This window comes from Isoptericola sp. GX10416 (assembly GCF_056590155.1).
On the sequence record NZ_JBWPVO010000003.1, the window covers coordinates 79,025 to 93,474 of the forward strand.

Below are 14,450 nucleotides of genomic sequence, written 5' to 3' on the forward strand. Positions count from 1 at the left end.
CCCTGGGTCGTCCGGACTGGCACCCGTCCCGCCGCACGGGCGGCGGGACGGGACGTCGGTCAGGTCTTGCGCAGGCTGAGCACCCGCTGGAGCACCACGAAGACCAGCAGCAGCACGCCGATGAAGATCTTGGTCCACCAGGAGCTGAGCGTGCCCTCGTAGGTGATGATCGTCTGGATCAGGCCCAGCACGAGCACACCCAGCACTGAACCGAGCACGAACCCGGTCCCCCCGGTCAGGAGGGTGCCGCCGATGACGACCGCCGCGATCGCGTCGAGCTCCATCGCCACGCCCGTCAGCGAGTACCCCGAGCGGGAGTACATCGCGAACAGCAGGCCCCCGAGGCCGGCGCACGTCCCGGAGATCACGTAGACGAGCACCTTGGTGCGGGCCACCGGCAGACCCATCAGCCGCGCCGACTGCTCGCTGCCGCCGATCGCGTAGACCGTGCGGCCGAACTGGGTGAAGTGCAGCAGGTAGAAGGCGATCCCGATGACGACCAGCGCGACGATCACGCTCGTCGTCATGCGCCACTGGCCGGCGATCCAGGTGTCCCAGCCCGCGATCGCCACGAACGTCTCGTCCGTGATCGGGATCGACTCCGGGGCGATGACGAAGCACAGTCCGCGCGCGAAGAACATGCCGGCCAGCGTGGCGATAAACGGTTGAACCTCGAACACATGGACCATCAGCCCGATCAGCAGACCGATGATCGACCCGATGAGCACCACGGCCGGCAGCACCACCGCCACCGGCACCCCGGCGTCGATGAGGTACGCGGCGCTCACCGCCGACAGCGCCAGCACCGCACCCACCGACAGGTCGATGCCGCCGGTGAGGATCACGAACGTCATGCCGACGGCGAGCACGATGAGGAACGAGTTGTTGATGAACAGGTTCGCCAGCACGCCGACCGAGAGGAAGTTGTCGTACCGCACGCCGCCGATCGCGAGGATCAGGGCGAGCACCACGAACGTGCCGACCACGGGCAGGTAGCGCCGGTCGATGCGCAGGCGCCGCGCGATGCGGGCCGGTCCGGAGCCGCCGGGCCGCGGGGCTCCCGGCCCGGAGCCCTCCACCGTGTGCTGGGGCGTCGTCGTCGCCATCAGGCGGCCACCTCCTCGGGCCGGGCCGCGCGCTGGCGGGCGCGCGCGGCGAGCTTGTCACGGACCCGCGGCGACTGCAGCAGGGTCACCGCGATCACCACCAGCGCCTTGAACAGCGGGGTGACCAGCGGGGAGATCCCCACGATCGTCACGGTCAGCGTCAGCGTGGTGATGATCAGCACGCCCACGAGCGTGCCCGACAACGAGAACTTGCCGCCCTGCAGGGACGTCCCGCCGATGACGACGGCGAGTATCGCGTCGAGCTCGATGAACAGGCCGGCGTTGTTGGCGTCCGCCGCCATGACGTTCGAGGCGAGGATCAGACCCGCGAGCCCGGAGAACAGCCCGGACAGCGCGAACACCGTCCAGACGATGGTGCGCGCCCGCACCCCCGCCAGCCGGCTCGCCGACGGGTTGATCCCGACCGCCTCGACCAGCATGCCCAGCGCCGAGCGCCGCGTGATGAGCGCGACGATCAGGTAGACGCCGTAGGCGATCAGCGCCGCGGCGGGCAGCCCGAGCCAGAAGCCCGCACCGAGCGTCTTGAACGGTGCGCTGGTGACGGTGGTGATCTGCCCCTCGGTGATGAGCATCGCCACGCCGCGACCGGCGGTCATGAGGATCAGCGTCGCGATGATCGGCTGGATGCCGACGACCGAGACGAGGAAGCCGTTCCAGATGCCGAGCACCAGGCACAGCCCCAGGGCGATCGCGATGGCGATGATCACGGTCGACACGGCCCCGGGGTCGGGCGCCGTGGCGATGAAGCTCAGCGACAGCGCACCGGCGATGGCGACGACGGCCCCCACCGAGAGGTCGATGCCCCGGGTCGCGATGACGAGCGTCATCCCCAACGACACCAGCAGCAGCGGGGCGGAGTTGCGCAGGATGTCGATCGGTGCGCCGAACAGGTGGCCGTCGAGGATCGACACGGACAGGAAGTCCGGGCTGAAGATCGTGTTGGCCACCAGCAGCGCGACCAGCGCGACGACCGGCCAGAACAGCGTGTGGTGGGTGAGGTTGCGCAGCCCGGTCGGGCCGGCGGGGCGGGTGTGTGATCCCGTCGTGGCAGGCATCAGTGCTCTCCTCCGCTCGCGATGAGTTCGACGACGTCGTCGACGCCGACGTCCTCGGAGTTGACGATCTCGGCGACCTTGCGCCGGTCCCGCATGACGCCGATGCGGTGGCTGAGGCGCAGGACCTCCTCCAGCTCGGCGGAGATGAAGACGACGGCCATGCCCTGCGAGGCGAGCTCGGCGACGAGCTTCTGGATCTCGGCCTTGGCCCCGACGTCGATGCCGCGGGTCGGCTCGTCGAGGATCAGCAGCTCGGGGGCCGTCGCGAGCCAGCGCGCGAGCAGCACCTTCTGCTGGTTGCCGCCCGACAGGTTGCGCAGCAGCGCGTCGGGGTTCGCGGGCCGCACGTTGAGCGCCGCCATGTACTTCTCGACGATCTCGTCGACCTGCCGGCGGGGCAGGCGGCGCATCCAGCCGCGGCCCGCCTGGAGCCCGAGCACGATGTTCTCCCGCACGGTCAGGTCGCCGACGACACCCTCGGACTTGCGGTCCTCCGAGGAGAACGCGATGCCCTGGGAGATCGCGGCACGCGGGTTGCGCAGGCGCGTGGGGACGTCCTTGATCCGGGTGGTCCCGCTGTCGGCACGGTCGGCACCCGACAGCAGCCGGGCCACCTCCGTGCGCCCCGAGCCGAGCAGTCCGGCCAGACCCACGACCTCGCCCGCGTAGACGTCGAGGTCGAACGGCCGGACGTCGCCCTTGCGGCCCAGCCCGACCGCCGACAGGTAGGGCGTGGCGCCCTGCTCGACGTCGACGGCGTGCTCGGTCGAGACCTGGAGGTCCTCCAGCACGTCCATCGACCGGCCGATCATGGTGGAGACGAGCTCGAGCCGGTCGAGCTCGTCGGTCCGGTACTCGCCGACCCGCTGCCCGTTGCGCAGCACCGTCATGCGGTCGGAGATCTCGTAGACCTGCTCGATGAAGTGCGACACGAACAGCACCGCGACGCCCTGGTCCCGCAGGCGCCGCACGACGGCGAAGAGCTGGGCGACCTCGTCGGCGTCGAGGCTCGACGTCGGCTCGTCGAGGATGAGGACCTTGGCGTCGACGACCATGGCGCGGCTGATCGCCACGAGCTGCTGGATCGCGATGGAGTGCGACCCGAGCGAGGACGCGGGGTCGATGTCCAGGCCCATCGTGGCCAGGTGCTCGGCCGCGGCACGGCGGGCGGCGCGCCAGTCGATCGCGCCCAGCCGCCGGGGCTCGTGCCCGAGCATGATGTTCTCCGCGACGGTGAGGTTCTCGCAGAGGTTGACCTCCTGGTACACCGTGGCGATCCCGGCGTCCTGGGCCTCGCCCGGTCCGGAGAAGCGGTGCTCGGCGCCGTCGACGACGATGCGTCCGGCGTCGATGCCGTAGACGCCGGTGAGCGCCTTGATGAGGGTGGACTTCCCGGCGCCGTTCTCACCCATCAGGGCGTGCACCTCACCGGGGAAGAGCCTGAAGTCGACCTGGTCGAGCGCCTTGACGCCCGGGAACTCGATGGAGATCCCGGACATCTCGACGACCGGCCGGTCCGCGCTCGGAGAGCTCGTCATCGTTGACCTTCCGTGGGTCGCGGCAGGGGGCCGGGCCGGCGCCCCTGCCGCGGGTCGATGCCCCGGGACGCGGGTGCGTCCCGGGGCGTGTCGATCAGTACTGGCGGTCCGGCAGGGCCTCGACGGCCGCCTCCTGGTCGAAGGCCAGGTCCTCGACGACGATGCGCTTCTCGACCTCCTCGCCGGCGACGACCTTCTGCGCGACCTCGGCCAGGTCCGGCCCCAGCAGCGGGTTGCACTCGACGATGTAGTTGATCTTGCCATCGGCGAGGGCCTGCATGCCGTCCTTGACGGCGTCGATCGTGATGATCTTGATGTCCTCGCCGGGTGTCATGCCGGCCGCCTCGATGGCCTCGATGGCGCCCAGGCCCATGTCGTCGTTGTGGGCGAACACGAGGTCGATGTCGTCGTACTTCTGCAGGAAGCCCTCCATGACCTGCTTGCCCTCGGTGCGGGTGAAGTTGCCGGTCTGGGAGTCGATCACCTCGATGTCGCTGCCCTCGATGGCGGTGCCGAAGCCCTCCTTGCGGTCGATGGCGGGCGCAGAACCTGTCGTGCCCTGCAGCTCGACCATCTTGTACCCCTCGCCGTCGTACTGCTCGACGGCCCACTCGCCGGCCATCTCGCCCTCCAGGACGAAGTCCGAGCCGATGAAGGACTCGTAGAGGGTCTCGTCCTCGCTGTCGACGGCGCGGTCGGTGAGGATCACGGGGATGCCGGCCGTCTTGGCCTCCTCGAGCACGGCGTCCCAGCCGGTCTCGACCACCGGCGAGAACGCGAGCACGTCGACGCCCTGCTGGATGTACGAGCGCAGGGCCTGGATCTGGTTCTCCTGCTTCTGCTGGGCGTCGGAGAAGCTGAGGTCGAACCCGTTCTCCTCGGTGAGGGTGTCCTGGATGGACTGGGTGTTGGCGGCGCGCCACCCGGACTCGGCACCCACCTGGGAGAACCCGATCGAGATCAGCTCGTCGCCGCCGGACCCCTCGGCGCTCTCGCTGCCGCCGGACTCCTCCGAGGCCGGTTCGCTGCTGCAGGCGCCGAGCGCCAGCATCGCCGCTGCCGAGACCGCGGCGATCGTGCCGCGCATCCACATCTTCCGTGCCATGTCTGCTCTCCTCCTCGAGACGCCGGACGGCCGGTCCACCGGCCGTGGGTCAGCTCCGACCCTCCGGCACACTTGCTTTGTGACCGCTAACATAGTGCTAGATGTGACCGGTCACAACGACGTGTCCACAATTGGACGTCACGATCTCGTAACGTCACCGCCCGGACGAGCGAGCATGCACGGACCCGCACGCGAGGACCGGCGGCACGGGCCGGCAGCACGGACCGGCTCAGTCCTCGTCGTCGAGCTCCGGCCCGTCGAGCTGCCCGTCCAGCTCGGCCGCGATCATCTCGACGATCGTGTCCACCGTGACGCCCGGCCCGTTGCTCAGCTCGCCGATCTTCTCCCGGTCCTTCAGGACCACGATCCGGTCGCTCAGGCGCACCACCTCCTCGAGCTGGGAGGAGATGAAGACGACGGCGACCCCCTCGCCGGCCAGCCGCGCCACCCGACGCTGGATGTCGAGCTTGGCGGCGATGTCGATGCCACGCGTCGGCTCGTCGAGGATCAGCACGTGCGGCCGCGTGGCCAGGAGCCGCGCGAGCATCACCTTCTGCTGCGTCCCGCCGGACAGCTCGCCGGCCGGCCGGTCCAGGTCCTCGTGGGACAGGTTGAGCGCGTCGAGGTAGACGTCCACCACGGCGTCCTGCTCGGGCCGGGACAACGGCCGGGTCCAGCCGCGCAGCGCCTGCAGGGCCAGCACGATGTTCTCCCGCACCGTCAGGCCCGCGATGATGCCGTCGTGGCGCAGGTTCTCGCTCGACACGGCGATCCGGTGCCGCAGCGCGGACGCCGGACCCCGCAGGTGCACCCGGTCGCCGTCCAGCCAGAGCTCGCCCCGGTCCGGCCGCTCGACACCACCCATGAGGCGGGCGAGCTCGGTGCGGCCCGAGCCCCGCAGCCCCGCGAAGCCGACGACCTCGCCCCGCGCCAGGTCGACGTCGGTGGGCTCGAGCGTGCCCCGGCGGCCGATCGACGCCGCCCGCAGCGTCACCTGGTTCGACGACCGGGCGTAGTGGTGCTCCAGCCGCTGCGAGTGCAGGGCCTGCAACGCGTCGATGTCCTCACCGAGCATCTTCGAGATCAGCTCGGCCCGGTCCACCTCGGCCGTGACGTACTCCGCCACCACCCGACCGCCCCGGAGCACGGTCAGCCGGTCGCTGACCTCGAGGACCTGCTCCAGGAAGTGGGACACGAACAGCACCGCGACGCCCTGGTCCCGCAGCCGCCGGACCACACCGAGGAGCTGGGAGGCCTCCGCCTCGTCCAGGCTCGACGTCGGCTCGTCGAGCACGAGCACCCGCGGCTCCAGGACGATCGCGCGGGCGACCGCGACGAGCTGCTTGGTCGCGGGTGACAGCGAGTCCAGGGGTGCCCGCGGGTCGACGTCGTCGATCCCCAGGGCGGCGAGCGCCGCCGAGGCCCGCTCCCGGCTCCGCGCCCAGCGGATGCCGAACCGGCCCCGCACCTCGTGGCCGATCATGATGTTCTCGGCCACGGACAGGTGCGGGCTCAGGTGCGACTCCTGGAAGACGGTCGCGATGCCCTCCGCCCGGCTCCGGGCGACGCTCGTGGGAGTGCTGGCCTCGCCGTCGACCCGCACGGTGCCTGCCAGGAGCGGCACGGTGCCCGTCAGCGCGCCGATGAGCGTGGACTTGCCGGCGCCGTTCTCCCCCATCAGCGCGTGCACCTCGCCGGGACGCAGCGTCAGGTCGGCGCCGTCGAGCACCCGCACGCCCGAGTACTCCACGGTGATCCCGCGCATCTCGACCACGGGCCGTGCCGTCGCCTCCGGACGCGTCTCCCGGGCCGCCATCAGTCGACCTTCCTCGGTGCGGCGCTCGAGGCGCGCACGACGATCTCGGCGGGGGTCCGCGTCACGTCCGGGATCTCGCGCTCCTCGATCGCGGCCCGCAGGACGTCGACGACGGAGACGCCGAGCGCGTCGAAGTTCTGCCGCACGGTGGTCAGCGGCGGGATGACGTGCCGCGCCAGCGGGATGTCGTCGAAGCCGACCACGCTGACGTCGTCGGGCACGGAGAAGCCCCGCTCGTGGAGCCCGTGCACGAACCCGACGGCCATGTCGTCGTTCGCGACGAACACGGCCGTGTACTCGGGCAGCTCACGGATCCCCCGGGCGAAGTCGTACGCGAAGTCCGCCGTCCAGTCGCCGACGACGATCGGGCGTTCGCGCAGGCCCCACGACCTCGCCCGGGCGCGGAAGGCGCGTTCGCGCGTCCGGGCGTCGAGCCAGTCGAGCGGGCCGGCCAGGTGCAGGATGTCGCGGTGCCCGAGCGAGACGAGATGGTCGACGGCGAGCGTCGTCCCGGCCTGCTGGTCGACCGTCACCGTGAGGAACGTCGGGTCCTTGTCAGGCTTGACCACGAGCACGGGCACCCCGACGGCGATGCGGCGCAGCGCGGCGATCGACGACGATCTCGGCGCGACGACGCACAGCGCCTCGATGCCCAGCGCGATCAGGTGGTCGACGGCCTCCTGCGGGCTGATCTCTTCGCCGGCGCGCAGGAGCACCGAGCTGACCTCGTAGCCGGAGGCGCGGGCGGCGGACTCGACGGCGTACAGCGTGCTGGTCGGCCCGAACGTCATCGCGCTCTCCACGAGGACGCCGATGCGGCGGCTGCGCTGGGTGGCGAGGGCACGAGCCGTCAGGCTCGGGCGGTAGCCGAGCTCTTCGATGGCCTCCTCGACGCGCCGCCGGGTGGCCTCCCGGATGTTCGGGTGGTCGTTGAGGACCCGGGACACGGTCATGTGCGACACGCCGGCGAGCTGCGCGACCTGCCGGATGTTCGGCTTGTCGACACCGGGACTCGCCATGCAGGCCTCCATCGGGTTCCGCCGGACGGCCGACGCGCGGCGCGGTGCGGCGAACACAGGATACCGCCGGCGTCCGACGGCTCGTCGCCGGCCCACCCCCTCGCGCTGTGGGTGCACGACACGCCGCCGAGCCATCGGGCTCGGCGGCGTGTCGTGCACCCACAGCGCGAGGGGGTTCAGGGGGTGGGGTCAGAGGCCCTGGGCGAGCTTGTAGTACACCTGGTTCCAGCGCACCTGGTCGGTGAACCCGCGCCGCGTGGTCGACTCGTCGATCACCAGCAGCTCGGTGCCGGCGATCTGGGCGAACACCTCGAAGGCCTCGATGCCGGCCGCGGTCGACATCACCGTGTGGTGCGCCCCGCCGGCGGTCAGCCAGGCCTCGGCCGACGTCGCGAAGTCCGGACGCGGCTTCCACACGGCACGGGCCACGGGCAGGTTCGGCAGCTCCGCGGTGGGCGGCACGACGTCGACCACGTTCGCGGTGAGGCGGAACCGGTCCCGCATGTCGGCCAGCGAGACGACGACGGCGTCCGAGGTCGCGTCCGCGTCGAAGACCATGCGCACGGGGTCCTCCTTGCCGCCGATGCCGAGCGGGTGGATCTCCACGCGGGGCTTCGACGTCGTCAGGGAGGGGCAGATCTCGAGCATGTGCGCGCCGAGGATGAGCTCGTTCCCCGGCGTGAGGTCGTACGTGTAGTCCTCCATGAGAGAGGCGCCACCGGGCAGGCCCTCGCCCATGACCTTCGCGGCGCGGACCAGCACGGCCGTCTTCCAGTCGCCCTCCGCGCCGAAGCCGTACCCCTTGCTCATGAGGCGCTGCACCGCGATCCCGGGGAGCTGGCGCAGGTCGCCGAGGTCCTCGAAGTTCGTGGTGAAGGCCTTGGCGCCGCGCTCGACGAGGAACGCCTCCATGGCGATCTCCTGGCGCGCCGCGTACCGCAGCGAATCGTGCCGGTCACCGTCCGCGCGCAGCTCCGGCGCCACGTCGTAGAGCTCGGCGTACTCCGCCACCAGCGCGTCGACAGCCTCGTCCGAGACCTCCTCGACGGCGGAGACGAGCTCGTTGACGCCCCACGTGTTGACCGAGACGCCGAACGTCAGCTCGGCCTCCGTCTTGTCACCCTCGGTGACGGCGACGTTGCGCATGTTGTCGCCGAACCGGACGAGCGTGAGCTCGTGCGTGGCGGCCCATCCGGCGGCACCGCGGACCCAGGTGCCGACGCGACGCTGGACGGCCGGGTTCGAGACGTGCCCCACCACGGTGGTCCGCGCGACGCCGAGCCGGGACAGCATGTACCCGTACTCGCGGTCGCCGTGCGCGGCCTGGTTGAGGTTCATGAAGTCCATGTCGATCTCGGACCAGGGCAGCTCGACGTTCGCCTGCGTGTGCAGGTGCAGCAGCGGCTTGCGCAGCGCGTCGAGCCCGGCGATCCACATCTTCGCAGGGCTGAAGGTGTGCATCCAGGTGATGACGCCGAGGACGCCGTCGTCGCTGTTGGCGTCGAGCATGGCGCGACGGATCGAGGCCGAGTCCTTCAGGACGGGCTTCCAGACGATCTTCGCCGGGACGTCCCCGGAGGCGTCCAGCGCCTCGGCGACCTCGCGGGACTGCTGCGCGACCTGCTCCAGGGTCTCGGGTCCGTACAGGTCCTGGCTGCCGGTGAGGAACCAGACCTCGCGGTCGCCGTAGGGCTTGCTCATGTGCTTCCTTTCAGAGGGTCGGACGAGGGCCGACGTCGGCCCGCATCGGGTCAGCGCTGGCCGTAGACGTTCTGGTAGCGGTCGTACAGCGAGTCGACGTGCTCCTGCGCGATCGGCAGCGGCTCGCCGAGCTGGCGGGCGACGTGCACCGCGCGGGCGACCTCCTCGCACAGCACGGCGGCCTTGACGGCCGCCTTGGCATCGGACCCGATGGTGAACGGGCCGTGGTTCTGCATGAGTACGGCCTTCGAGCGGGAGCCCCGCAGCGTCTCAACGATGCCGCGGCCGATCGAGTCGTCACCGATGATCGCGAACGGGCCCACGGGGACGGGGCCGCCGAACTCGTCGGCCATCATCGTCAGCACGCACGGGATCTCCTCGCCGCGCGCCGCCCACGCCGTCGCGTACGTGGAGTGCGTGTGCACCACGCCGCCCACCTCGGGCATGTGCTGGTAGACGTAGGCGTGGGCGGCGGTGTCCGACGACGGCGCACGCTCGCCCTCGACCAGCGCGCCCTCCAGGTCGCACACCACCATCGCGTCCGGCGTGATGTCGTCGTAGGACAGCCCGGAGGGCTTGATGACGAGGAGGTCGTCGGCGCCCCCGGCACCTCCGGACGGGTTGCGCACCCGCTCGGAGACGTTGCCGGCGGTCCACACGACGAGCTCCCAGCGAGGCAGCTCGGCGTGCAGCGCCGCGACCTTCTCCTTGGCGGCGTCGACGGCGGCCCGCAGGTGGTCGGGCACCTCGGTGATCGGCATCGGGATCGTTCTCCGTTCGGTCGGGACGGCGCTACAGCGCCTCGGTGGCGGCACGCTCGACCGCGAGGCCGGCGGTGTACCGCTCCAGGTAGGTGGCGAATCCGGCCAGGTCGTCGGCGTCGGGCTCGGCGACCTCCAGCTCGGCGTCGGCGAAGACCCGCGTGCCGAGGTAGTCGGCGAGGGACTCCGCGCCGTCCCCGGCGTCGGTGGCCGCGCGCGCGTAGGCCGCCAGGACGGCGATGCCCCAGGCGCCGCCCTCCCCCGCCGTGCGGCCGACGGCGACGGGTGCGCCGACGGCGGCGGCGAGCAGCCGCTGCGCCACGCCCTCGGTCCGGAACACGCCGCCGTGGGCGAACATCGTGTCGATGGCGACGCCCTCGCCGTGCAGCACGCGCATCCCGAGCGCCAGCGTGCCGAACGCGCCGTAGATCTGCGCCCGCATGAAGTTCGCGAGCGTGAGGCGGCTGCCGGGCGTCCGGACGACGAGTGGCCGGCCCTCGTCGAGGCCCGTGATCGGCTCCCCGGCGAGGTAGTTGTACGCGAGCAGACCGCCGCCGTCGGGCTCACCGTCGAGAGCCGCCCGGAAGAGGGCGCCGAAGACCTCGTCGGCACCGCCGTCGTGCCCGAGCGCGGCGGCGAGCTCGCCGAACATCCCGGCCCAGGCGTCGAGCTCGCTGGCACCGTTGTTGCAGTGCACCATCGCGACGAGGTCACCGGCGGGGGTGGTGACCAGGTCGAGCTCGTGGTGCACGCTCGTGAGCGGCTCCTCGAGGACGACCATCGCGAAGACGGAGGTACCGGCGCTGATGTTGCCGGTGCGCGGAGCCACCGCGTTCGTGGCGACCATGCCCGTCCCGGCGTCGCCCTCGGGCGGGCAGAGCAGGATCCCGGGCTCGAGGGTGCCGGTCGGGTCGAGCAGCGCGGCGCCCTCGGGGGTGAGCCGCCCGGCGTCCGCTCCCGCGGGCAGCACCGCGGGCAGGAGACCCTCGACCTGCAACCCGGGGCGCTTGGCGGCGACCAGGTGCCGGAACTGGCCCAGCATCCGCTGGTCGTAGTCCCGCGTGGCGGGGTCGATGGGGAACATGCCGGACGCGTCGCCGACGCCGAGCACGTGCCGGCCGGTCAGGGCCCGATGCACGTGGCCGGCCAGGGTGGTGAACGAGGCGATCTGCGGCACGTGGGGCTCGTCGTCGAGGATCGCCTGGTAGAGGTGGGCGATCGACCACCGCAGCGGGACGTTGTGGCCGAACAGCTCGGAGAGCTCGGCGGCGGCAGGTCCGGTGCTGGTGTTGCGCCAGGTGCGGAACGGCACGAGCAGGTCGCCGGCGGCGTCGAACGGCAGGTAGCCGTGCATCATCGCGGAGACCCCGAGCCCGGCGTAGGTGGTGGGCCGGACGCCGTAGCGTTCCTCGACGTCGGCCACGAGCGCCGCGTAGGCGCCCTGCAGCCCGGCGTGCACCGCGTCGAGCGAGTACGTCCACACGCCGTCGACGAACTCGTTCTCCCAGGCGTGGTTCCCGGCGGCGACCGGCACGTGGTCCGGGCCGACGAGACAGGCCTTGATGTTCGTCGAGCCGAGCTCGATCCCGAGCGTCGTCCGCCCGGCTGTGATGGCGTCCCGCACGGTCGCCTGGTCCTGCAGCGTCATCGCCGTGTTCACTCCTTGGTTCGGGTCAGCATGATGTTAGCGCTCACATGGCGCGAGCTCCAAGCCGCACGCGGCAGGCCTGGGCCGCGCGCTCACCGAGGGGGCGCCGTGGACGAGCGCACCACGAGCTCCGGCTGGATCCGCTCCACGGCCACCTCGTCGCCGGCCAGCGACGCGAGCACCATCGCGACGCACCGGGCACCGAGCGCGGCGAACGGCTGGCGCACCGTGGTGAGCGGCGGCACGAAGTAGGCGGCGCCCGCCATGTCGTCGAACCCGACCACCGAGACGTCGTCCGGCACGCCGAGGTTGCGCTCCCACAGCGCCCGTAGGATCCCCAGGGCGAGCTGGTCGTTCCCCGCGAGCACCGCCGTCGGGCCCTCCCCCGCCACGACCGCCTCCGCCAGGGCCTGGCCCGCGCGATAGCCGTCCTCGGCCGACCACGAGCAGGTCCGCGGCCGGGTCGCCTCGACCCCGTGCGCCTCCAGCGCCTCGCGCCAGCCCGCGGCACGCTCGCGCGCGTCGAACCAGTCCTGCGGTCCCGCGACGTGCACCACGTCGGCGTGGCCCAGGCCGAGCAGGTGCTCCGTCGCCGCCCGGGCGCCCGCACGCTGGTCCACCGCCGCCGACATCGTGGCCGACGCCGGACCTCCCGGCTCGCGCCCCGCCGTCGTCTCCTCGAGGGCCGCCACGACCACCACCGGCACCGGTGCGCGGAACGACTCGACCGCCGCGGCCACGTCGTCGTGCGGCGCGATGACGACGATGCCGTCCACCCCCTGAGCCATGAAGTGCTCGAGCGCCTCGTGCATCGACGTCGTGTCGTACGCGCGCAACGTCGCGACCGACACGAAGTAGCCCTTGTCCCGCGCCGCCTCCTCCACGGCGATGAGCGTGCTCGTCGGCCCGAAGAGCGCAGAGCCCGTCGTCACCACGCCCAGCGTGGCCGAGCGGGACGTCACCAGAGCACGTGCCGCACTGTTGCGCCGGTAGCCGAGCTGCTCGATCGCGGCCTGCACCCGTTCGCGCGTCTCACCGCGGACGCTCGGGTGACCGTTGAGGACCCGCGAGACGGTCTGGTGCGATACGTGGGCGACGGCCGCGACGTCCGCCATCGACGGACGCCTGGCCCGGCGCGCCTCCTGGCCGGTCACGGGCGGTCGGCGGAGGAACCCGCGGCGTCCTCGTCCACCTGCTGCGCGTCGACCGCGTGCAGCACCCGCCGCAGGTAGGTCATGGTGAGCTGACCGGCGGCCTCGTCGTACTGCGCCTCGTAGCCGTGCTTGGTGTACAGCGCGAGGTTGTGCTTGGAGTCCTTGCCGGTGAACGCCCAGATCTCGGTGACCTGCTCGGGCAGGTAGTTGAGGATCGCGAACATCAGCGTGGTGCCCAGGCCCTTGCCCTGCTGGTCCGGGGCCACCGCCAGCCGGCCCAGCGTCGCCTTCGGGCCCTCCACCTCGACGCGGATCGACCCGACGAGCCGGTGGCCCTCCCACGCGCCGATCGTCACGATGTCCTCGCGCGCCATGTCCTCGCGCAGCTCCGTGAGCGTCTGCGTCAGCGGCGGGATGTGCGGGTCGTCGTACAGCTGCGCCTCGGAGACGAACGCCGCACGCCGCAGCGTCAGCAGCTCGCCGGCCTGGTCGTCGGCGACCAGGGCGATCCGGGTGGACTTGTCGGGTGCTGCGGTGCCGCCCGCGGCGCCGTCCGGGACGGCGGTCGTGTCGCTCATGGCCCCATCGTGGCAGACCGTGGGCGACAATGGCGTGCGTGACGACACAGCCGACCCCTCCGACGACCACCGGCTCGCGCCCGGGCCGCCCCACCGAGTGGGTCCTGACGATGTCCTGCCCGGACCGCCCCGGCATCGTGCACGCCGTGAGCGGGATGCTCGCCGCGCACGACGGGAACATCACCGAGTCGCAGCAATTCGGCAACCCCGGGTCCGGCACCTTCTTCATGCGCGTCCAGGTCGAGTCGCACGCCTCGCGCGAGGAGCTGGAGGCCGCGATGTCCGACGTCGCGGCAGGCTTCGAGATGACCTGGACCCTCGACGTCGTGGGTCGCCCCGTGCGGACGCTCGTCATGGTGTCCCGCGCCGCCCACTGCCTGGTCGACCTGCTCTACCGCGAGCGGGACCAGGGCATGCCGATCGAGGTCGTCGGGGTGGTGGGCAACCACCGCGACCTGGAGGACATCGCGGCGTTCTACGGCAAGCCGTTCCACCACGTGCCCGTCACCCAGGACACCAAGGCCGCGGCCGAGGACCGGCTGCGGCAGCTCGTCGACGAGCTCGACGTCGAGCTCGTGGTGCTGGCCCGGTACATGCAGATCCTGTCGGACCAGCTGTGCCGTGACCTGTCCGGGCAGGTCATCAACATCCACCACTCGTTCCTGCCGTCGTTCAAGGGTGCACGGCCCTACGCGCAGGCGCACGAGCGGGGCGTGAAGCTGATCGGCGCCACGTCGCACTACGTGACGGGCGACCTCGACGAGGGCCCGATCATCGAGCAGGACGTCGAGCGGGTCGACCACTCTCGGGCCGTCACCGACCTCGTCGCGCTCGGCGAGGACGTCGAGCGACGCACCCTCGCCCGCGCCGTGCGGTGGCACGCCGAGCACCGCGTGCTGCTCGACGGCCACCGCACGGTCGTCTTCCACTGACGCCGACGGGTCCGGG

Annotated in this window: 12 protein-coding genes; 1 reads left to right on the forward strand and 11 read right to left on the reverse strand. The window is 71.6% G+C overall.

Translation table 11 applies throughout. The annotated features are described in order from the left end of the window. Positions 1-59: 59 nt before the first annotated feature. The 11 genes from yjfF to ACWAT2_RS06200 form a co-directional block, all read right to left on the reverse strand. On the reverse strand, positions 60-1,106 hold the full coding sequence (yjfF, locus tag ACWAT2_RS06150) for a galactofuranose ABC transporter, permease protein YjfF (protein ID WP_172152629.1): 1,047 nt from the start codon (positions 1,104-1,106) through the stop codon (positions 60-62). Beyond that, positions 1,106-2,182, reverse strand: coding sequence for an ABC transporter permease (locus ACWAT2_RS06155; RefSeq protein ID WP_402372256.1), 1,077 nt, complete (start codon positions 2,180-2,182; stop codon positions 1,106-1,108). The genes yjfF and ACWAT2_RS06155 overlap by 1 nt, the downstream gene beginning before the upstream one ends. After that, positions 2,182-3,720, reverse strand: coding sequence for a sugar ABC transporter ATP-binding protein (locus ACWAT2_RS06160; protein WP_402372258.1), 1,539 nt, complete (start codon positions 3,718-3,720; stop codon positions 2,182-2,184). Before ACWAT2_RS06160 ends, ACWAT2_RS06155 begins: the two co-directional genes overlap by 1 nt. Before the next feature lie 94 nt (positions 3,721-3,814). Then, positions 3,815-4,825 (reverse strand): ABC transporter substrate-binding protein, encoded by a 1,011-nt coding sequence (locus ACWAT2_RS06165; protein WP_402372260.1) that lies wholly within the window; start codon positions 4,823-4,825, stop codon positions 3,815-3,817. A gap of 229 nt (positions 4,826-5,054) precedes the next feature. Next, positions 5,055-6,641, reverse strand: a complete 1,587-nt coding sequence (locus ACWAT2_RS06170; protein ID WP_402372262.1) for a sugar ABC transporter ATP-binding protein — start codon at positions 6,639-6,641, stop codon at positions 5,055-5,057. After that, positions 6,641-7,660, reverse strand: a complete 1,020-nt coding sequence (locus tag ACWAT2_RS06175; protein WP_402372264.1) for a LacI family DNA-binding transcriptional regulator — start codon at positions 7,658-7,660, stop codon at positions 6,641-6,643. Before ACWAT2_RS06175 ends, ACWAT2_RS06170 begins: the two co-directional genes overlap by 1 nt. 189 nt (positions 7,661-7,849) lie before the next feature. Beyond that, positions 7,850-9,361, reverse strand: a complete 1,512-nt coding sequence (araA, locus tag ACWAT2_RS06180) for an L-arabinose isomerase (RefSeq protein WP_402372266.1) — start codon at positions 9,359-9,361, stop codon at positions 7,850-7,852. A 50-nt stretch (positions 9,362-9,411) separates the two neighbouring features. Further along, the gene (locus tag ACWAT2_RS06185) at positions 9,412-10,122 is read right to left on the reverse strand and encodes an L-ribulose-5-phosphate 4-epimerase (RefSeq protein ID WP_402372268.1); all 711 of its coding nucleotides are present in this window, start codon (positions 10,120-10,122) and stop codon (positions 9,412-9,414) included. 31 nt (positions 10,123-10,153) lie between these two features. Continuing rightward, positions 10,154-11,770 carry a xylulokinase gene (locus ACWAT2_RS06190; protein WP_402372269.1) on the reverse strand — a complete coding sequence of 539 codons (1,617 nt, stop codon included), beginning with the start codon at positions 11,768-11,770 and terminating at the stop codon, positions 10,154-10,156. 92 nt (positions 11,771-11,862) lie between these two features. Next, on the reverse strand, positions 11,863-12,885 hold the full coding sequence (locus ACWAT2_RS06195; protein WP_402372918.1) for a LacI family DNA-binding transcriptional regulator: 1,023 nt from the start codon (positions 12,883-12,885) through the stop codon (positions 11,863-11,865). Between the two features lie 35 nt (positions 12,886-12,920). Further along, entirely contained in the window at positions 12,921-13,502 is a 582-nt protein-coding gene (locus ACWAT2_RS06200; protein WP_402372270.1) for a GNAT family N-acetyltransferase, read from the reverse strand. Between the two features lie 29 nt (positions 13,503-13,531). On the opposite strand from ACWAT2_RS06200, the gene purU reads away from it, so the two are divergent. Continuing rightward, the gene (gene purU, locus ACWAT2_RS06205; RefSeq protein ID WP_402372272.1) at positions 13,532-14,434 is read left to right on the forward strand and encodes a formyltetrahydrofolate deformylase; all 903 of its coding nucleotides are present in this window, start codon (positions 13,532-13,534) and stop codon (positions 14,432-14,434) included. The last annotated feature ends 16 nt before the right edge of the window (positions 14,435-14,450 follow it).

Bases quoted from the DNA above. Each gene is read 5' to 3' on its own strand.
- yjfF (WP_172152629.1), bottom strand. From the start codon at position 1,106: ATGGCGACGACGACGCCCCAGCACACGGTGGAGGGCTCCGGGCCGGGA.
- ACWAT2_RS06155 (WP_402372256.1), bottom strand. From the start codon at position 2,182: ATGCCTGCCACGACGGGATCACACACCCGCCCCGCCGGCCCGACCGGG.
- ACWAT2_RS06160 (WP_402372258.1), bottom strand. From the start codon at position 3,720: ATGACGAGCTCTCCGAGCGCGGACCGGCCGGTCGTCGAGATGTCCGGG.
- ACWAT2_RS06165 (WP_402372260.1), bottom strand. From the start codon at position 4,825: ATGGCACGGAAGATGTGGATGCGCGGCACGATCGCCGCGGTCTCGGCA.
- ACWAT2_RS06170 (WP_402372262.1), bottom strand. From the start codon at position 6,641: ATGGCGGCCCGGGAGACGCGTCCGGAGGCGACGGCACGGCCCGTGGTC.
- ACWAT2_RS06175 (WP_402372264.1), bottom strand. From the start codon at position 7,660: ATGGCGAGTCCCGGTGTCGACAAGCCGAACATCCGGCAGGTCGCGCAG.
- araA (WP_402372266.1), bottom strand. From the start codon at position 9,361: ATGAGCAAGCCCTACGGCGACCGCGAGGTCTGGTTCCTCACCGGCAGC.
- ACWAT2_RS06185 (WP_402372268.1), bottom strand. From the start codon at position 10,122: ATGCCGATCACCGAGGTGCCCGACCACCTGCGGGCCGCCGTCGACGCC.
- ACWAT2_RS06190 (WP_402372269.1), bottom strand. From the start codon at position 11,770: ATGACGCTGCAGGACCAGGCGACCGTGCGGGACGCCATCACAGCCGGG.
- ACWAT2_RS06195 (WP_402372918.1), bottom strand. From the start codon at position 12,885: ATGGCGGACGTCGCGGCCGTCGCCCACGTATCGCACCAGACCGTCTCG.
- ACWAT2_RS06200 (WP_402372270.1), bottom strand. From the start codon at position 13,502: ATGAGCGACACGACCGCCGTCCCGGACGGCGCCGCGGGCGGCACCGCA.
- purU (WP_402372272.1), top strand. From the start codon at position 13,532: ATGGCGTGCGTGACGACACAGCCGACCCCTCCGACGACCACCGGCTCG.